Origin of the sequence: Streptomyces sp. NPDC096012 (assembly GCF_040426375.1) — a bacterium.
In the GTDB taxonomy this organism is placed as follows: Bacteria; Actinomycetota; Actinomycetes; order Streptomycetales; family Streptomycetaceae; genus Streptomyces.
Map to the genome: position 1 here is coordinate 198,050 of NZ_JBEOTD010000008.1, position 17,832 is coordinate 215,881.

The 17,832-nt window shown below is 70.3% G+C and carries 16 protein-coding genes; 7 read left to right on the plus strand and 9 right to left on the minus strand.

Going from position 1 to position 17,832, the window contains the following annotated elements; translation table 11 throughout:
• Positions 1-15: 15 nt before the first annotated feature.
• Together ABVB68_RS11625 and ABVB68_RS11630 are read right to left on the minus strand one after the other, a co-directional pair.
• On the minus strand, positions 16-570 hold the full coding sequence (locus ABVB68_RS11625) for a methylated-DNA--[protein]-cysteine S-methyltransferase (protein WP_353600843.1): 555 nt from the start codon (positions 568-570) through the stop codon (positions 16-18).
• A 41-nt stretch (positions 571-611) separates the two neighbouring features.
• A complete protein-coding gene (locus tag ABVB68_RS11630) occupies positions 612-1,493 on the minus strand; it encodes a glycerophosphodiester phosphodiesterase (protein WP_353600844.1) in 882 nt (293 codons plus the stop codon).
• 279 nt (positions 1,494-1,772) lie between these two features.
• Here ABVB68_RS11630 and ABVB68_RS11635 point away from each other — a divergent pair, with 279 nt between their 5' ends.
• The 6 genes from ABVB68_RS11635 (at position 1,773) to ABVB68_RS11660 (ending at position 10,127) form a co-directional block, all read left to right on the plus strand.
• Entirely contained in the window at positions 1,773-2,651 is an 879-nt protein-coding gene (locus tag ABVB68_RS11635; RefSeq protein ID WP_353600845.1) for an MHYT domain-containing protein, read from the plus strand.
• A 40-nt stretch (positions 2,652-2,691) separates the two neighbouring features.
• Positions 2,692-4,839 carry an excinuclease ABC subunit UvrB gene (gene uvrB / locus ABVB68_RS11640; protein WP_353600846.1) on the plus strand — a complete coding sequence of 716 codons (2,148 nt, stop codon included), beginning with the start codon at positions 2,692-2,694 and terminating at the stop codon, positions 4,837-4,839.
• Positions 4,840-4,996: 157 nt separating this feature from the next.
• Positions 4,997-5,575 (plus strand): TerD family protein, encoded by a 579-nt coding sequence (locus tag ABVB68_RS11645; RefSeq protein WP_353600847.1) that lies wholly within the window; start codon positions 4,997-4,999, stop codon positions 5,573-5,575.
• Positions 5,576-5,642: 67 nt separating this feature from the next.
• Positions 5,643-7,688: a TerD family protein gene (locus ABVB68_RS11650; protein WP_353600848.1), complete on the plus strand. Its 2,046-nt coding sequence runs from the start codon at positions 5,643-5,645 to the stop codon at positions 7,686-7,688.
• A 235-nt stretch (positions 7,689-7,923) separates the two neighbouring features.
• Positions 7,924-8,910 carry a TerC family protein gene (locus ABVB68_RS11655; RefSeq protein WP_503006079.1) on the plus strand — a complete coding sequence of 329 codons (987 nt, stop codon included), beginning with the start codon at positions 7,924-7,926 and terminating at the stop codon, positions 8,908-8,910.
• 116 nt (positions 8,911-9,026) lie between these two features.
• Positions 9,027-10,127: a calcium:cation antiporter gene (locus ABVB68_RS11660; RefSeq protein WP_353600849.1), complete on the plus strand. Its 1,101-nt coding sequence runs from the start codon at positions 9,027-9,029 to the stop codon at positions 10,125-10,127.
• Positions 10,128-10,242: 115 nt separating this feature from the next.
• Here the strand turns inward: ABVB68_RS11660 and ABVB68_RS11665 are convergent, their stop codons facing one another.
• On the minus strand, positions 10,243-11,514 hold the full coding sequence (locus ABVB68_RS11665) for an MFS transporter (RefSeq protein ID WP_353600850.1): 1,272 nt from the start codon (positions 11,512-11,514) through the stop codon (positions 10,243-10,245).
• Positions 11,515-11,723: 209 nt separating this feature from the next.
• Between ABVB68_RS11665 and aroQ the strand changes: the two genes are divergently transcribed.
• On the plus strand, positions 11,724-12,197 hold the full coding sequence (gene aroQ, locus ABVB68_RS11670; RefSeq protein WP_353600851.1) for a type II 3-dehydroquinate dehydratase: 474 nt from the start codon (positions 11,724-11,726) through the stop codon (positions 12,195-12,197).
• A gap of 9 nt (positions 12,198-12,206) precedes the next feature.
• Here the strand turns inward: aroQ and ABVB68_RS11675 are convergent, their stop codons facing one another.
• The 6 genes from ABVB68_RS11675 to ABVB68_RS11700 all read right to left on the minus strand — a co-directional run bounded on the left by ABVB68_RS11675 (position 12,207) and on the right by ABVB68_RS11700 (position 17,832).
• Positions 12,207-12,959, minus strand: a complete 753-nt coding sequence (locus ABVB68_RS11675; protein WP_353600852.1) for an amino acid ABC transporter ATP-binding protein — start codon at positions 12,957-12,959, stop codon at positions 12,207-12,209.
• On the minus strand, positions 12,956-13,891 hold the full coding sequence (locus ABVB68_RS11680; RefSeq protein WP_353600853.1) for an amino acid ABC transporter permease: 936 nt from the start codon (positions 13,889-13,891) through the stop codon (positions 12,956-12,958). The genes ABVB68_RS11675 and ABVB68_RS11680 overlap by 4 nt, the downstream gene beginning before the upstream one ends.
• Positions 13,888-14,769 carry an ABC transporter substrate-binding protein gene (locus tag ABVB68_RS11685; RefSeq protein ID WP_353600854.1) on the minus strand — a complete coding sequence of 294 codons (882 nt, stop codon included), beginning with the start codon at positions 14,767-14,769 and terminating at the stop codon, positions 13,888-13,890. Before ABVB68_RS11685 ends, ABVB68_RS11680 begins: the two co-directional genes overlap by 4 nt.
• A 244-nt stretch (positions 14,770-15,013) precedes the next feature.
• On the minus strand, positions 15,014-16,135 hold the full coding sequence (locus tag ABVB68_RS11690) for an ABC transporter ATP-binding protein (protein ID WP_353600855.1): 1,122 nt from the start codon (positions 16,133-16,135) through the stop codon (positions 15,014-15,016).
• A gap of 4 nt (positions 16,136-16,139) precedes the next feature.
• Entirely contained in the window at positions 16,140-16,976 is an 837-nt protein-coding gene (locus ABVB68_RS11695) for an ABC transporter permease (RefSeq protein ID WP_353600856.1), read from the minus strand.
• Positions 16,963-17,832 (minus strand): ABC transporter permease, encoded by an 870-nt coding sequence (locus ABVB68_RS11700; RefSeq protein ID WP_353600857.1) that lies wholly within the window; start codon positions 17,830-17,832, stop codon positions 16,963-16,965. Before ABVB68_RS11700 ends, ABVB68_RS11695 begins: the two co-directional genes overlap by 14 nt.

Sequence of the window (17,832 nt, forward strand, 5' to 3'; positions counted from 1 at the left end):
CCCGCCCGGCCCGGGTCAGAACAGGGGCTCGGGCAGCACACCCTCCAGCGCGAGCAGCTTCCGCTTGGTCTCCAGTCCGCCGCCGAACCCGCCTATACCGCCGTCTCGCTCCACCACCCGGTGGCAGGGCACGACCAGCGGCAGCGGATTGGCGCCCATCGCCGCGCCCACCGCCTGCGCACCACCGGGCTGCCCGACCCGCCCGGCCAGATCGCCGTACCCCACGACGCTGCCGTACGGCACTCCCGACGCCAGCTCGCGCAGCACCTGCCGGTTGAACCCGGAGATCAGCGACCAGTCCAGCCGCAGGTCGAAGTCGTGCCGCTCGCCGGCGAAGTACGCCCGCAGCTGGTCCGCCGCCTCGGCCAGCAGGGGCGCGTCCGGGTCCCGCACGGGCTCGCCGCCCAGCCGGGCCGCCAGCCGCTCCAGCGCCCGGTCGCGCACGGCGTCCGTGGCGTGGAAGACGACGTTGACCAGGCCGTCGGCGGTCGCCGCCAGCATCAGAGGGCCGATGTCACTGTCGATCACGGCCCAGACGACCCGCTGCTCACCCTGCCCGGAGCTGTCCATGCGCCCACCGTACGACCCGCCACTGACAACGACGGTCCGGCTCAGCCCGAGCCCAGCGCCGACCGCACCACGTCGGGCTTGTTGCTGATGATGCCGTCGACGCCGTAACCGGCCACCCTGCGGGCGGTGGTCGCGTCGTTCACCGTCCATGTGAACACGCCGAGCGGCCTGCCGTGCGGTCCCGCCAAGGCGTGCACCGACGCGACGTACTCCCGGGACAGCGAGTCGTACGAGGGGTTGATCAGGTCGACGGACCGGGCGTAGCGATGCAGTTGCGCGACGGTGGGCTTGCCGAGGTAGGCGGTGGTCACCGCGGGCTTCAGGTCGTGGACCTTCCGCACGCTGTCGGCGCTGAAGCTCTGCACGACGAGCCGGCCGAGGTGGCCGCGATCCAGCCAGCCCTCGTTGCCGAGCAGCTTCAGGGTCTGCTGCTCGATGCCCGGGTACAGCTCCGGGTTCTTGATCTCCAGCAGGAGCTTTTCGCGATTGTGGTCGACCCGGCGCATGTACTGCGTCAGTGTCGGCACGCGCGTGCCCGCGTAGGCGGGGGAGTACCAGCTGCCCGCGTCCAGCCGGGCAATCTCGGCGGCGGTGAAGTCCTTCACCTTCCACGGCGCCCGGCCGGGGAAGAGGGCCTTCACGTTCGTCGTGCGCTGCAGGCTGTCGTCGTGGATGACGACCAGTTCCCCGTCCCTGGTGCGCTGGACGTCGTTCTCGACCCAGGTCAGACCCAGCTGGGCCGCCTTGTCGATCGAGGCGAGCGTGTTCTCGGGGGCGTAGCCGGAGGCTCCCCGGTGGGCGATCACCGTGGGCCGGCCGACGTCGCCCGCCTCGCCGGCCCCGGCGCCGGAGGCAGGGCTCAGCAGGGGCGCCGCGGTCCCCAGGACCGCGGCGGCCGTGGCGACGACCACGCGCGTGTGCATGCAGACTCCTCGCGTCGAGCGAACACCGACAGCAACAGAGTGACAGCAGTACGTCACCGACGCGCCGGGTGCACGAGGAACACACAGTGCAGGCAGATGTCCGAATCCGCTCACCGGTGCCGCACAAGTGGGGCAAGGGCGTGTTTCTTTGCCGGAAAATCGTTCGACCATTCCGGTGGGGGTCATACTCTCTGCCACAACCCTGACCGCCCGCGCGGTCCTGGGACGGGGCATTCAGCAGGTATTCCGGGACGCAAGAGGGCGGAAGGGCAGCCGCGCATGCAAGGCACGGTCGACGGATTCAGCTACGGGGCCGTCACCCCGGTGGTGGCCTACCTCATGGCCTGCGTCGGCAGCGCCCTCGGCCTGCGCTGCACCAGCCGCTCCCTGCTGGCCACGCACCCCCGGCGACCTGCCTGGCTGGCCCTCGGCACCGCCGCGATCGGCTCCGGCATATGGACGATGCACTTCGTCGCGATGATGGGCTTCACCATCGAGGAGACGTCGATCCACTACGACCAGCCGATCACGTACGCGAGCCTCGCCGTCGCCATCGTCATGGTCGGCGTGGGGATCTTCATAGTCGGCTACCGGGGGGCCACCGGCACCGCCCTGTTCACCGGCGGCACGATCACCGGGCTGGGCGTCGCCTCGATGCACTACCTCGGCATGGCCGGGATGCGTTTCCACGGCCGGTTCACCTACGACACCCTCACCGTCGCCGCATCCGTCGTCATAGCGGTCGTGGCGGCCACCGCCGCCCTGTGGGCCGCGGGACGCGTCCGGGGCGTCCTGTGGAGCGTGGGCGCGAGCCTCGTCATGGCACTCGCGGTCAGCGGCATGCACTACACCGGCATGCTCGCGCTCAGCGTCCAGCTCGACGGCACCCCCCACGCGGCCGGGAGCGGCCCGCAGGCGTCCGTGCTCGTGCCGATGCTGATCGGCCCGCTCGCCTTCCTGCTCCTCGCGGGCGCCGTCGTGATCTTCGATCCGCTGATGGTCGCGGGCCGTCCGGACCTCGCGCCGGTCGAGCACAAGCCCGGTGTCCCGGCCGCCGCCGTCGCCTCCCACCCGGACCGCCGTCCCGTCCGCGACCAGGGCCTCGTCCCGGTCAGCCAGACCGCTCACCACCGCTCCCGCACCCCGCAGAACCGCTGATCCCGGCTGGTTGTCAGTGGAGGGTCGTACGGTTGATGCCATGCGGCCCGTTTCCCACATCGAACGTACGGTGGCGCCCTTCGAGGTCGTCAGCTCCTACCAGCCCAGCGGCGACCAGCCGGCGGCCATCGCCGACCTGGCCAGGCGCGTCGAAGCCGGCGAGAAGGACGTCGTCCTGCTCGGCGCGACCGGCACCGGCAAGTCCGCCACCACGGCCTGGATGATCGAAAAGCTTCAGCGCCCCACGCTCGTGATGGCGCCGAACAAGACGCTGGCCGCCCAGCTGGCCAACGAGTTCCGCGAGCTCCTGCCGAACAACGCGGTCGAGTACTTCGTCTCGTACTACGACTACTACCAGCCCGAGGCCTACGTCCCGCAGTCGGACACCTACATCGAGAAGGACTCCTCGATCAACGAGGAGGTCGAGCGCCTGCGCCACTCGGCGACGAACTCGCTGCTCACCCGCCGCGACGTCGTGGTGGTCGCCTCGGTGTCCTGCATCTACGGCCTCGGCACCCCGCAGGAGTACGTGGACCGCATGGTCCCCCTCCGGGTCGGCGACGAGATCGACCGGGACGAGCTGCTGCGCCGCTTCGTGGACATCCAGTACACGCGCAACGACATGGCGTTCACCCGGGGCACCTTCCGGGTCCGCGGCGACACCATCGAGATCTTCCCGGTCTACGAGGAGCTGGCCGTCCGCATCCAGATGTTCGGCGACGAGATCGAGTCGCTCTCCACACTGCACCCGCTCACCGGCGAGATCATCAGCGACGACGAGCACCTGTACGTCTTCCCCGCCTCGCACTACGTCGCCGGCCCCGAGCGCATGGAGCGTGCCGTCAACGACATCGAGAAGGAGCTGGTGGAGCGGCTGACCGAGCTGGAGAAGCAGGGCAAGCTCCTGGAGGCCCAGCGCCTGCGGATGCGCACCACGTACGACATCGAGATGCTCCGCCAGATCGGCAGCTGCTCCGGCGTGGAGAACTACTCGATGCACTTCGACGGTCGCCTGCCCGGCTCCCCGCCCAACACCCTGCTGGACTACTTCCCGGACGACTTCCTCCTCGTCATCGACGAGTCGCACGTCACCGTCCCGCAGATCGGCGCCATGTACGAGGGCGACGCCTCCCGCAAGCGCACCCTCGTCGACCACGGCTTCCGCCTGCCGTCCGCCCTGGACAACCGGCCGCTGAAGTGGGAGGAGTTCCAGAAGCGCATCGGGCAGACCGTCTACCTCTCGGCCACCCCGGGCGCCTACGAGCTCTCCCGGTCCGACGGCTTCGTGGAGCAGATCATCCGCCCGACCGGCCTGATCGACCCGGAGGTCGTGGTCAAGCCCACCGAGGGGCAGATCGACGACCTGGTGCACGAGATCCGCAAGCGCACCGAGAAGGACGAGCGCGTCCTGGTCACCACGCTGACCAAGAAGATGGCCGAGGACCTCACCGACTACTTCCTGGAGCTCGGCATCCAGGTGCGCTACCTGCACAGCGACGTCGACACCCTGCGCCGCGTCGAACTGCTGCGTGAGCTGCGCGCCGGCGAGTACGACGTCCTGGTCGGCATCAACCTCCTGCGTGAGGGGCTCGACCTGCCCGAGGTGTCCCTGGTGGCGATCCTGGACGCGGACAAGGAAGGTTTCCTGCGGTCGGGGACCTCGCTGATCCAGACGATCGGCCGCGCCGCGCGCAACGTCTCCGGTCAGGTCCACATGTACGCCGACAAGATCACTCCCGCGATGGAGAAGGCCATCGACGAGACCAACCGCCGCCGGGAGAAGCAGATCGCCTACAACACGGCCAACGGCATCGACCCGCAGCCGCTGCGTAAGAAGATCAACGACATCGTCGCGCAGATCGCCCGCGAGGAGGTCGACACCGAACAGCTCCTCGGCTCCGGCTATCGCCAGTCGAAGGACGGCAAGGGCGCCAAGGCACCCGTTCCGTCGCTCGGCGACAAGGCTGCCAAGGGTGCGAAGGCCGGCAAGGGGGCCAAGGGCGCGAAGGGAAAGAGGGTGCCCACGGACCGCCCGGCGGCCGAACTCGCCGAGCAGATCGAGGAGATGACCGAGCGTATGCGTGCCGCCGCCGCGGAGCTGCAGTTCGAGATCGCCGCCCGGCTGCGCGACGAGGTCTCCGAGATGAAGAAGGAACTGCGCCAGATGCGCGAGGCGGGAATTGCCTGAACCCGCCTCCACCCTGCCGGATCCCGGTCTCTGCGCGAAGTGTTGCAACACCGACACAAAGCGCGGGCCGGGGTTCGGCACTGTCGGTGCCCCTGCGTAGGGTTCTGGACAACCGCGCAGTGCGCGGCAACAGGGGACGTCGAGAGGGGAACCAGCCGTGTCCGTCAACTTGACCAAGGGTCAGGCCATCAGTCTGGAGAAGAACGACGGGGCCAGCCTGACCGCGGTCCGCATGGGACTCGGCTGGCAGGCGGCGAAGCGGCGCGGCCTGTTCGGCTCCCGCACGCGCGAGATCGACCTGGACGCCTCGGCCGTCCTCTTCGCCGAGAAGCAGCCGGTCGACGTGGTCTTCTTCCGTCACCTGGTGAGCGACGACGGTTCCGTGCGTCACACCGGCGACAACCTGGTGGGCGGCGTCGGGCAGGGCGGCGACGACGAGGCGATCCTGGTGGACCTGCAGCGTGTCCCGGTGCACATCGACCAGATCGTCTTCACCGTGAACTCCTTCACGGGACAGACCTTCCAGGAGGTGGAGAACGCGTTCTGCCGCCTCGTGGACGAGACCAACGGCCAGGAACTGGCCCGCTACACACTGGCCGGCGGCGGCCAGTACACCGCCCAGATCATGGCCAAGGTGCACCGGGCGGGCTCCAGCTGGACGATGACCGCCCTGGGAACCCCGGCCAACGGCCGCACCTTCCAGGACCTGATGCCGTCGATCCTCCCGCACCTGTAGGACGGGAGCCGCACCGCCCGCCCCCCGAGGGCGGGCGCACGACGACACGACACGGGGGGCGACGGCGATGACGGCCGAACTTGTGCGGGGTCAGAACCACCCGCTGTCCCAGGTCCGGCTCACGATCCGGATCTCGGCCGGAGTGCCGGTCCTGGCCGGTGCCGCACTCGGCGACGAGAACGGCACCGTGCCCGGCCCCCAGTGGGTGGCCCATCCCGGAGGCCCCGCACTGCCCGGTGTCGAGGTGTCCGGGCGGTCGACGGCCGAACACCGCCTAGCCGTCGACCTGGCGGCCCTTCCCGAGGCCGTGCACCGCGTCGACGTGTTCCTCGCCCTGCCCACCGGGACCGCCGGACCACCCCGGTTCGGCGGCGCGCCCGCCCCGCACACCACGGTGGAGGGCCCCGACGGCACCCAGCTGGCCTGCTACACCCTCACCGGCCTGGACGCCGAGACCGCAGTGATCGCCCTGGAGCTCTACCGCCGGCAGGGCGCCTGGAAGGTCCGTGCGATGGGCCAGGGCTACGCGGGCGGCCTCCCGGATTTCTTCACCGATCGGGGGCTGCGCGAGGCCGTGTCGCTCGCCGCCACCGTCCAGCAGGCGGCGGCCCACGGCCCGGCCCGCGCCATCCCGGCACCGTCCCCGACGGCCGCCCCGCAGGACGCCTCGGCACCCCAGGACCTCTCCGTGCCGGGAACGGCCGATCCGGTGCCCCCGTACGACGCGCAGCCTCCCTGCGATGCGCAGCCCTCGTACGATCCGCAGCCCCCGTACGACGCACAGCCTCCCTGCGATGCGCAGCCCTCCTACGATGCGCGGCCCCCGTCCCGCGACGGCGGCACTCCGTACGAGGTCCGGGCCTCCGGCGCCGAACCCTGGGCGCAGAGCCCGGGCGGCCCGATCGACTACACCCACCCCCGCCGCCACAGCGCACCGCCCACGCCACCGCCCCCGGCGGTTCCGGCGACCGAGGGGCGGCCCGCCCAGCCCGTCGCGGGCGACGCGGTGGGCTGGTCGATGGAGGAACGGCTGTACAACCAGGTGTGGGGCATGTTCGAGGACCTGGCCCGGAGCACGGCCGCCTACCGCAGCGCCGTCGACTTCGCCGACTCCCGCCTGGAGAAGGAGGTCGACCAGGCCCTCGCCGACCCGCGAGGCCGGCTCGGCACCTCGGGGGATGCGGCGCGGGAGGCCGCCTACGCCCGCCGGACCCAGTTGGCCGACCAGGCACGCGTGGCCTTCGACCGCGACCTGGCCCAGCTCACCGCCGAGTCGGAGGTGGTCGAGCCCGCGCTCCCGCCCGCGTACGCGGGCTGGGACAGCCCCGTCTGGCACGGCTACCGCCTGCCCGCCGAGCCGCCGATCGCCTTGCGCCTCGGGGAACTGCACCTCCCCGAAAGCGCGCCGCTGCGCATCCCGATGCTCGTCAGGCTGCCGCTGGAGCGGGGCCTGTGGATCGACAGCGGTCCGACGGCAGCGCTCGACGACTCCTTCACGGACCCGGTCGAGCTGCGCCAGCTGGCCGGGGAAGCGGCCGTCGCACTCGCCGCCCGGCTGCTCGCCGTGCATCCGGCGGGGGAGTTCGCCGTGCACGTCGTCGACCCGGCCGGCGCCGGGGCCGCGGCGCTTCAGCCGCTGACGGGAGCCGGAGTGCTCGCCGCTCCGCCGGCGAGGGGCGCGGCAGGAGTCACGGAGGTGCTGGAGAGGCTCACCCGACGCGTCGATCTGGTGCAGATGGCGGTGCGTGCCGGCGTGGCGGGATCGCTGCCGGCCGACGTCGACACCGTGCGACGGCTCCTGATCGTCAACGACTTCCCGCACGGATTCGACGAGCGGGCGGTGACCCGCCTGCGTTACCTCGCCGACGAGGGCCCGGCGGTCGGCGTGCACCTGCTGATGATCGCCGACCGTGACGACGCGGCCGCCTACGGCCCCTTGCTCGACCCGCTGTGGCGTTCGCTGATGCGACTCACCCCCGTGTCCGACGACCATATGGCCGATCCCTGGGTCGGCCATGCCTGGACATACGAGCCCTCGCTCGTGCCGGCCGGCAGCCACATCGTCCGGCAGGTGCTCGCCGAAGTGGCGAGAGCACAGACCAAGCACAGGTAAAGGGCCGCCAAGCAGGCTATTTGGTCGTTCCTTTACTCATCTCTTTACCAATCCTTGGTGATTGGGGTACTGTTTTCCGTGCGGAGGGGAGTACTCCCTGATTGCGGCGCACCCGTCAGTACGGACCGTTTCCGGTTCCGGGGCGCCGGCCCCGAGCGGGTGGAAGAGACCTCCGGCAGCGACGACGCTGAAAGTGTTTGCCGTGACGAATGCCGGAGGAGCAGTGGAAGTCACCATGGGCCTGTGGGTCCTGACCATCGTGGGTCTCGCGGCCCTGATCGCCGTCGACTTCTTCATCGGGCGCAAGCCCCATGACGTGTCGATCAAGGAAGCGGGAATCTGGACCGTCGTCTGGATCGCCCTGGCCGGACTCTTCGGGCTCGGGCTCCTCGTCTTCGGAGGTGGGCAGCCGGCCGGTGAGTTCTTCGCCGGCTTCATCACCGAGAAGTCGCTGAGCGTCGACAACCTGTTCGTCTTCGTCCTGATCATGGCGAAGTTCGCGGTACCCACGCAGTACCAGCAGCGTGTACTGCTCGTCGGCGTGCTCATAGCCCTGGTCCTGCGAGCGGTCTTCATCGCCGCGGGAGCCGCGATCATCGCCAGCTTCTCCTGGGTGTTCTTCCTCTTCGGCGCCTTTCTGATCTGGACCGCCTGGAAACTCGTCCAGGAGGCCCGCGCCGACCACGAGGACGAGGAGTACGAGGAGAACAAGCTGCTGAAGGCCGCCGAGCGCAAGTTCGGCGTGGCCGACCGGTACCACGGCACCAAGCTGTGGATCGAGCAGAACGGCAAGCGGGTCATGACCCCGATGCTGGTCGTGATGCTCGCCATCGGCACCACGGACGTACTCTTCGCCCTGGACTCCATCCCCGCGATCTTCGGCCTGACCCAGGACCCGTACATCGTCTTCACCGCCAACGCCTTCGCCCTGATGGGGCTGCGTCAGCTGTACTTCCTCATCGGTGGCCTGCTGGAGAAGCTGGTCCACCTCTCGTACGGCCTGTCGATCATCCTCGGCTTCATCGGCGTCAAGCTGGTGCTGCACGCGCTCCACGAGTCCGGCGTCCACGTCCCCGAGATCAGCATCCCGGTCTCGCTCGGAGTGATCTGCGCCGTCCTGATCGTCACCACGATCACCAGCCTGGCGGCCACCAGGAAGCAGGCGGCCGCCGAGGCGGCGGGCGGCGACGGGGCCACCCCGAAGAACAGCATCGACGCCTGACCGTGCCGGACGCCCAGGAGGCGGGACCCGGACCGCCGGGTTCCGCGCCGGAAGGATGAAGTGGTATCCGAAAAGAACGGAATGCGAACCCCGTACGTCTCTGCGACCATCGCGGCATGATCACTCGGCTGCGGTCGCTCACCCGGCGATGGACGACGCTCGTGCCGGTGCTCGCGGTGGTCCTGCTGGCCTTCACCTGGGGCCGGGACCTGCCGGGCGCGGTCGTCGCCCTGGTGACGCTGGTGCTCGCCGGTTCCGTTCTCGCGGCCGTGCACCACGCCGAGGTGGTGGCCCACCGGGTCGGTGAGCCCTTCGGCTCCCTGGTGCTGGCCATCGCCGTCACGATCATCGAGGTGGCTCTGATCGTGACCCTCATGGCCGACGGCGGGGACAAGAGTTCCACGCTCGCCCGGGACACCGTCTTCGCCGCCGTGATGATCACCTGCAACGGCATCGTCGGACTCTGTCTGCTCGTCGCCTCACTGCGGCACGGCACCGCGGTCTTCAACCCGGAAGGCACCGGCGCCGCCCTGGCCACCGTGGCGACGCTGGCCACGCTCAGCCTCGTGCTGCCGACCTTCACCACCAGCAAGCCCGGACCCGAGTTCTCCACCGTCCAGTTGACGTTCGCGGCGGTGTCCTCACTGATCCTCTACGGCCTGTTCGTGGCCACCCAGACCGTGCGCCACCGGGACTACTTCCTGCCGATCACCCGGCAGGGCGACGTCATCACCGCCGACGAGCACGCCCAGCCCCCGTCCGCGCGCACCGCCCGGATCAGCCTCGGCCTGCTCGGGCTGGCCCTCATCGGCGTGGTCGGCCTGGCGAAGAGCGTGTCGCCCACCATCGAGTCCGGCGTGAAGGCGGCGGGCCTGAACCAGGCCGTCGTCGGCGTGGTCATCGCCCTGCTCGTCCTGCTTCCCGAGACGATCGCCGCGCTGCGCTCGGCCCGCCGCGACCGGGTGCAGACCAGCCTCAACCTCGCGCTCGGCTCGGCGATGGCCAGCATCGGGCTGACCGTCCCGGCCGTGGCCCTCGCCTCCGTCTGGCTGGCGGGGCCGCTCGTCCTCGGCCTGGGCTCGACCCACATGCTGCTGCTGGCGCTCACCGTCGTCGTCAGCTCCCTGACGGTCGTGCCGGGCCGGGCCACCCCCCTGCAGGGCGGTGTCCACCTGGTGCTGTTCGCGGCCTACCTGGAACTGGCCATCAACCCGTAACCCGCAACCGCCCACCCGGCGATCCGTGGCGGGCGACCCCAGCCGGTCACCACCTGGCCCGTCGTTCCGGTGCCGGAACCGCCCGGCCGGACGCCACGGACGATGCCGTCGCCGGTCACCCCGTGGCGGGCTCCACCGACGGCAGGGGGACCGGCCGCGTCTCCGGCAGGAGCGCGAAGCAACCCAGACTGAGCAGAGCGACGCCCGTCAGATAGCCGGCGACACCCCACGGGACGCGCCCGCCCTGTTCCGCGAGTGCCGTGGCGACGATCGGAGTGAGGGCACCGCCGAAGACTCCGCCGAGGTTGTAGCCGACCGCCGCACCCGTGCAGCGCACCCGCGCCTCGTACAGCTCCGGCAAGTAGGCGGCGATCACCGAGAACATGGTGGCGAAGGCGAGCAGCGCACCCAGGATCCCGAGGAACATCAGCAGCGGCTCGCCGGTGGCGAGCAGCGCGACCATGGGGAACATCCACAGGGCGCAGGCGGCACATCCCGCCAGACACATCGGCCGGCGCCCGTAGCGGTCGCCGAGCACGGCCATGAGGGGAATGAGCGCCGCCTTCACCACCACCGCGGCCATGACGCAGGTCAGCATCACCGTCCGGCTCACTCCGAGCCGCTCGGTGGCGTACGCCAGCGACCAGGTGGTCACCGTGTAGAACACCGCGTACCCGGCGGCCAGCGCCCCGCCGGTCAGCAGGACCAGCCGCCCGTGGTGCCGCACGACTTCGACGAGAGGCACGCGCACGTGGTCGTCGATCTCCAGGAACCGGGGACTCTCGGTGAGCGAAGAGCGCAGCCACAACCCGGTCAGGGCCAGCGCTCCGGCTGCCCAGAAGGGCACGCGCCACCCCCAGCGCGCGAACTCCGCCTCCGACAGCGCCGCCGACAGCGCGAGCATCACCCCGTTGGCGAGCACGAAGCCGACCGCGGGCCCCACCTGCGGGAAACACGACCACAGGGCACGCCGTCCCGGAGGGGCGTGCTCGGCCGTCAGCAGCACGGCCCCGCCCCATTCCCCGCCGAGCCCCAGGCCCTGCAGGAACCGCAGGACGAGCAGCAGCACGGGCGCCGCGACGCCGATCGTGCCGTACGGCGGCAGGCAGCCGACCGCGACCGTCGAGGCACCGGTCAGCAGCAGCGAGATCACGAGCACCGGCCGCCGTCCGCGCCGGTCGCCGAGGTGCCCGAACACAGCCGCACCCAGCGGCCGGGCCACGAAACCCACCCCGAACGTCGCGAACGCCGCCAGCGTCCCCGCGAGCGGGGAGAACGTCGGGAAGAACAGCGGCCCGAGGACCAGGGCGGCCGCCGTCCCGTAGACGAAGAAGTCGTAGAACTCGATCGCGGTCCCGGCCAGGGAGGCGGCTGCGAGCCGCGGCATGGACGGTGCGCTCACTGCGCGTACATCGTGCATGCCGGGTCAACTACCCGGAGTGATCGCCGGTTACGGGGGCGTGCGGTGGTGATCGACTTCTGCGGAGCGTGCGCCAGCGGGGCGGCGCGCGCGGCCCGCGGCCCGCTCCGGCCGGCGTGATAGACCGGGGACGAGCAGCGGTCGTGACGCACCGCCCCGAACGGACCGGAGGAACCGTGCCCCGCACCCTGGCCAACGCCCCGATCATGATCCTCAACGGGCCCAACCTCAACCTGCTCGGCCGGCGCCAGCCCGAGATCTACGGCAAGGACACGCTGGCCGACGTGGAGGCGATGTGCGCCAAGGCGGCGGCCGCGCACGGCGGCACGGTGGACTTCCGGCAGTCCAACCACGAGGGCGAACTGGTCGACTGGATCCACGAGGCGCGCCTGGGCCACTGCGGCATCGTCATCAACCCGGCCGCCTACTCGCACACGTCGGTCGCGATTCTGGACGCACTCAACACCTGTGAGGGAATGCCGGTGCTGGAGGTGCACATCTCCAACATCCACCAGCGCGAGTCGTTCCGGCACCACTCCTACGTCTCGCTGCGCGCCGACGGCGTGATCGCGGGCTGCGGAGTGCAGGGCTACGTGTTCGGGGTGGAGCGGGTCGCCGCGCTGGTGGGCGCGGCGCAGGCCGACGCGTAGCCCCGGCCCCTACAGGCGGCCGGCCTCCACGACGCGCCGCAGGAAGCGCCGTGTGCGCTCCTGCCGCGGGTCGCCGAAGACCTGCTCCGCGGTGCCACGCTCCAGCACCACGCCACCGTCCAGAAAGCAGACCTGGTCGGCGACGTCCCGGGCGAACCCCATCTCGTGCGTCGCCAGCACCATGGTCATGCCCTCGTCCTTCAGGCCCCGGACCATCTCCAGCACCTCGCCCACCAGTTCGGGGTCGAGCGCGGCCGTGATCTCGTCCAGCAGCAACAGCCGCGGTCGTACGGCAAGAGCCCGGACGATCGCCACACGCTGCTGCTGGCCGCCGCTGAGCCGGTCCGGATAGGCGTCCGCCTTGCCGGCCAGGCCGAGCCGCTCCAGCAGTTCCCGGGCCCGCTCCTCGGCGTCCGCGCGCGAGACGCCGTGCACCCGGCGCGGGGCGAGCGTGATGTTGTCGAGCACGGTCATGTGCGGGAAGAGGTTGTACGCCTGGAAGACCACGCCGATCCGGCGCCGTACCGCGTCCTGGTCGACGCGGGGATCGGTGATCTCTTCGCCGTCCAGCCAGATCGCGCCGTCGTCGATCTCCTCCAGAAGGTTGGCGCAGCGCAACAGCGTGGACTTGCCCGAGCCGGAGGCACCGATCAGCGCGGTCACCGTGTGCGGGGCGACCGACAGATCGACGTCCCGCAGCACGACGGAGCCGCCGAAGGTCTTGCGGACCGATTCCAGGCGAAGGACGGGCGCGTCGCTCATAGGGATCCTCCCTGGGCCCGCCGCCGGTCCATCCGGGCGGTCACCCAGTCCGTGAAGCGGGTCATCGGGATGGTCAGCGCCACGAACACCAGTCCCGCGACGATGTACGGCGTGTAGTTGAGACTGCGGCCCACGATGATGTCGGCCGCCCGTACGGCGTCCACCGCGCCGCCGATCGACACCAGACCGGTGTCCTTCTGCAGCGACACCAGGTCGTTCAGCAGCGGCGGCACCTGGCGGCGTACCGCCTGCGGCAGCACGACGTGGCGCAGGGCCTGCCGGTTGGACAGCCCCAGTGATCGTGCCGCCGCCCGCTGGGAGGGGTGGACGGACTCGATGCCGGCCCGGAACACCTCCGCAACGTAGGCCGAGTACGTCAGCGTCAGCGCCGTACCGCCCAGCAGAACCGGATCGACCGTGACGCCCTGCAGGCGCAGCGCGGGTACGCCCAGGACCACGATCATCAGGTTGATGATCAGCGGCAGTCCGCGGAAGAAGTCGGTGTACGCCGCCGCCAGCACCCGCAGCGGGAAGAACACCGGCCCGCGCAGCGTCCGCGCGACGGCGATCAGCATCCCCAGGACCAGGACGGCGGCGCCGCAGACCAGGAGCAGGCGGACGTTCAGCCACAGCCCTTCGAGGACCTTGGGCAGCGCCTCGCGCGCGTACCGGGCGCTGAAGAACGTCTCCCTGGTGCGCGGCCAGCCCGGCGCGTGGACGACGACCAGGTAGAGCACGGCGGCGGTGGCCAGGGTGGACAGTGACGCGACGGCCGTGGCGCGGCGGGCACGCGCGCGTCGGTGACGTTCGCGCTCCAGGCGCCGCTCGGAGGGTACGTAACCGTGGTCGGCGGCGTCCTCGCCGGCGCCGCTCGCCGGGTCGCGCCTGTCGTCCGCTCCCTCCGGAGCCGACTCGCCCTCGGTGACCGTCACTTGAGCACCGGTGCGTCGACGGCGTCGGAGAGCCACCGCTTCTCGAACCTCGCCAGGGTGCCGTCCTTGCGCAGGGTGTCGACGGCTCCGGTCACGCACGAGGTCAGCGAACTGCCCTTGTCCAGCACGAGCCCGAACTGCTCGGGCGTGCCGCCCCGGTTCTCGAACTGGCCGACGATCCTCGCGTCCGTCACCTCGGCCGCGGTGATGTAGAACGCGGTCGGCAGGTCGGTGACGACGGCGTCCACCTGGCCGTTCTTCAGGGCCGACTTGGCCTGGTCGTTCTTGGCGTAGACGGCGGCCTCCCGCTTCGGCTTCACCACGTCGTTGATGTAGTCGAGGCTCGTCGTGCCCACCTGCGCGCCGAGCTTGAGGTCCCGCAGGTCCGCAATGCTCGTCGCCTTGGCGGCCTTGCCGCCCTTGAGCGCGATGACGGCCTGGCGCACGTCGTAGTAGCCGGAGGAGAAGTCCACGGCCTTCCTGCGCTCGGCGCTGACCGACACCTGGTTGATGTCGAAGTCGAAGGTCTTCACGCCGGGGGCGAACGCCTTGTTGAACGGCACGCGCTGCCACACGACCGCGCTCTCGCCGTACCCCAGCCGCTTCGCCACGGCGTATGCGACCGCCGACTCGAATCCCTTGCCGTTGGCGGGCTTGTCGTCCTTGAACCACGGCTCGTACGCCGGCTCGTCGGTCGCGATCGTCAGCTTGCCGGGCGTCCTGGTGGTCAACCCGCCCCGGTCGCAGCTCTTCGCGGCCGTTCCGGACGGGGCGGCCGACGCCTTGTCCTCGGGTTGCGGAGCACAGCCGACGGCGGTGGCGAGCAGGACCAGGGCGGCGGCTACCGCGCGGCGCGGGGCGCGGGGGGCAGGATGCATGGCGGGAGAGTGGCAGCGAACGCCCCGTCTGTCCAGGTCACCATGGTGTTTGTCCGCATGGTGGGAACGGGTGTTGCGGCCGCGTGAATTCCGGCCGGGCGCTGCGTCCCGGCTGGGCCGCCGGCCGCGGGATCTCCGTCGGGTCCGGGGTGTGGTGGCGCCGTGGCGGTGCCCTGACCCAGCTTTTGGTGGTCGGGGCCCGCCACGAGGGTGCTGATGAGCTGAGGTGGTGGCTGTCCGGTGGTCAGGAGTCGAGGACGAGCAACTGGGCCTCGTCCTGGTTCCAGCCGACACACACGTCGTCACCGGCGGCACGGGAGGTACGTCGGCCTGCGGAGAGTTCGCGCAAGAGGAGGTCCTGCCCTCCTGCGTGAACGCGGTGGCGGATGGTCGCACCGAGGTTGGTGGAGGACACGAGGCGGCCCGTCGCGCTGTTCTCCGGCCGGCCTTCGGGGAGGAACGCCAGGTGTTCGGGGCGGATGGACACGGCGTACCGATCGCCGAGGGCTCCGAGGTCGCGTACCCGGCCTGTGCCGAGAGCGCCGAGGTCGACGACCGCCGTGTCGCCGTTCCGTTCCACCACGCTGCAGGGGAGGAGGTTGGTGTCGCCGAGGAAGTTGGCCACCCAGTCGTTCACGGGGTGGGTGTACACGTCTTCCGGCGGGCCCTGCTGCACGATCCTGCCGTCGCGCATCACGACGATTCGGTCGGACATGGACATCGCCTCGTCCTGATCGTGGGTGACGAACAGGACTGAGATGCCGAGGGAGCGCTGGATGGTCTTGATCTCCTCCTGCATCTGCTCGCGGAGCCGTTTGTCCAGTGCCGCCATCGGCTCGTCCAGCAGGAGAGCGGACGGGTTGAAGACCAGGGCGCGGGCAAGGGCGACGCGCTGCTGTTGTCCGCCCGACAGTTCCCGGGGGCGGCGGTCGCCGAGCTTCGTGAGTCCGACGCGGTCGAGCGCCTCCTCGGCCCTGCGGCGGCGTTCGGCCGGGCGGACACGGCGCATCCGCAGCGGGAACTCGACGTTCTCGCGGGCGCTCATGTGCGGGAAGAGCGCGTAACTCTGGAACACGATGCCCAGGTTGCGGTCCTTGGGCGGGAGGGTGTCGACCGGTCGGCCGTTGATGAGGACCGTGCCGGACGTGAGGTCCTCGAAGCCGGCGACCATCATCATGGTGGTGGTCTTGCCGGAGCCGCTCGGTCCCAGGAGGGTCACGAACTCGCCGGGGTGGACGGTCAAATCGAGGTCGTCGACTGCTGTGACGTCGCCGTACGTTCTGCGTACGCCGCGCAGTTCGATGGAACCGTCTTCTGCGAGGCCGGCGGCGGGGGCGGCGGGCTGCGGTGGGGCTGAGGTGGTCATGAGCTCACCCTGTCTGGTCGGCGGCCGCGGTGGTCAGCGGCAGCATCTGGGTGGTGGAACGGCGGCGGAGTGTGAACAGGACCTGCACCAGCAGCCCGAGTGTGGCGACGGTGACGAGCATGGCGGAGGAGACCGCGATCTTCGGTGTCAGGTTGTACTGGATGTCCGTGAACATCTTGACGGGGAGCGTCGTGGCAGCCGGAGACTGCAGGAACAGGGCGATCACGGTCTCGTCGATGGAGACGGAGAAGGCGAAGAGCGCTCCTGCGATGAGGCCGGGCCGGATGACGGGCAGGTAGACGAAGCGGCCGACCGATGGCCATCCCGCCCCGAGGCTTCGAGCGGAGCGGACCAGAGCCGGGTTGAGCCCGGACAGACTGGCGCGGACGGTGAGGAAGGCGTAGGGCGTGGCGATGACCGCGTGGGCCAGGCCAATGGGAAGGATCGTGCCGACCATTCCGGCGGAGGTGAAGAACTGGTAGAACGCCAGGGCGAGGACGATGGCTGGGACGATCATGGGGGCGAGGATCACCCCGGTGACGGCGGCCCGCCCGCGGAAGTTCCGACCGTGCAGCGCCACAGCGGCGGTACCGCCCAGGAGCACGGCGAGGGCCACTGCGATCCCAGCGGCCTGCAGGCTTGCGGCCACCGCGGACGTCCAGGCCGGATCGGCGAGGAATCCGGTGACCGCGTCGAGGGAGACGTGGTCGGGCGGGAAGGTGATGTACCGGCTCTGGTTGAACGCCATCGGCACCACGATCAGCGTGGGTACGACGAGGAAGACGAAGACCGGAACGGCCGTCAGCAGTGCGGGCGAGAATCGAGGTCTAGTCGACGTCATGTGCGCCTCCCGCGCGAAGGATCCGCTGGTAGACGGCGACGAGGACGCTCACCATGGCGGTCAGTAGGAGCGCGAGGGCGGACGCGCCGGCGAAGTCGGTCAGCTGCCGTGCGTAGAAGTCGATCTCGTTGGCGATCATCATGTCCCCGGGACCGCCGAGGACGACCGGAGTGATGAAGAAGCCGGTGCTGATGATGAATACCAGGAGCCCGGCGGCGGAGACACCCGGCACCGTCAGCGGCAGGATGACCCGGCGGAAGATCGAGGACTCGCTTGCGCCGAGGGAACGCGCCGCCAGCTCCAGCCGGTTGTCGATCGCGGTCAGCGCCGCGAAGATCGGGAACACGGCGTAGGGAAGCAGGTAGTGCACCATTCCGACCACGACGGCGAACCGGTTGTGCAGGAGCGCCAACGGGTGATCGGCGAGGCCCAGCGCCTGCAGGGCGCCGTTCACCAGTCCGTTGTCCTGCAGGAGGACCGCCCACGCGAAGTTCTTCACCAGGACTCCGGTCCAGAACGGCAGGAGCACCAGGGCGAAGAGGACGACCCGAACGAGCGGCCCGCGGCGCCAGATCACGATGGCCAGCAGGTATCCGAGGACGATCGTCGCGAGCGTGGACAGCGCGCTGATCTCGAGGGTGTTCTCCAGGGACTTGATCACCAGCGGGTCCTTCAGGACTCGCTGGTATGCCTGGCTGTGCATGCTGGAGGCGATGAGCCGGCCCAGCGGAGTGAGGAAGAGAACCGCGTCGAACACGGCTGTCGGCGCCAGGAGGAGCAGCCATCCCGCCCGGATACGGGGTCTGCGGGCCTGGGCGCTCGGGGCCCGCGAGGGTGCCGCTGTGGCGAGAGACAT

What these genes read in the sequence shown, in the direction of transcription:
- ABVB68_RS11625 (WP_353600843.1), bottom strand. Translation starts at nt 570, where the DNA reads ATGGACAGCTCCGGGCAGGGTGAGCAGCGGGTCGTCTGGGCCGTGATC.
- ABVB68_RS11630 (WP_353600844.1), bottom strand. Translation starts at nt 1,493, where the DNA reads ATGCACACGCGCGTGGTCGTCGCCACGGCCGCCGCGGTCCTGGGGACC.
- ABVB68_RS11635 (WP_353600845.1), top strand. Translation starts at nt 1,773, where the DNA reads ATGCAAGGCACGGTCGACGGATTCAGCTACGGGGCCGTCACCCCGGTG.
- uvrB (WP_353600846.1), top strand. Translation starts at nt 2,692, where the DNA reads ATGCGGCCCGTTTCCCACATCGAACGTACGGTGGCGCCCTTCGAGGTC.
- ABVB68_RS11650 (WP_353600848.1), top strand. Translation starts at nt 5,643, where the DNA reads ATGACGGCCGAACTTGTGCGGGGTCAGAACCACCCGCTGTCCCAGGTC.
- ABVB68_RS11655 (WP_503006079.1), top strand. Translation starts at nt 7,924, where the DNA reads ATGGGCCTGTGGGTCCTGACCATCGTGGGTCTCGCGGCCCTGATCGCC.
- ABVB68_RS11660 (WP_353600849.1), top strand. Translation starts at nt 9,027, where the DNA reads ATGATCACTCGGCTGCGGTCGCTCACCCGGCGATGGACGACGCTCGTG.
- ABVB68_RS11665 (WP_353600850.1), bottom strand. Translation starts at nt 11,514, where the DNA reads ATGCCGCGGCTCGCAGCCGCCTCCCTGGCCGGGACCGCGATCGAGTTC.
- ABVB68_RS11675 (WP_353600852.1), bottom strand. Translation starts at nt 12,959, where the DNA reads ATGAGCGACGCGCCCGTCCTTCGCCTGGAATCGGTCCGCAAGACCTTC.
- ABVB68_RS11685 (WP_353600854.1), bottom strand. Translation starts at nt 14,769, where the DNA reads ATGCATCCTGCCCCCCGCGCCCCGCGCCGCGCGGTAGCCGCCGCCCTG.
- ABVB68_RS11690 (WP_353600855.1), bottom strand. Translation starts at nt 16,135, where the DNA reads ATGACCACCTCAGCCCCACCGCAGCCCGCCGCCCCCGCCGCCGGCCTC.
- ABVB68_RS11695 (WP_353600856.1), bottom strand. Translation starts at nt 16,976, where the DNA reads ATGACGTCGACTAGACCTCGATTCTCGCCCGCACTGCTGACGGCCGTT.
- ABVB68_RS11700 (WP_353600857.1), bottom strand. Translation starts at nt 17,832, where the DNA reads ATGTCTCTCGCCACAGCGGCACCCTCGCGGGCCCCGAGCGCCCAGGCC.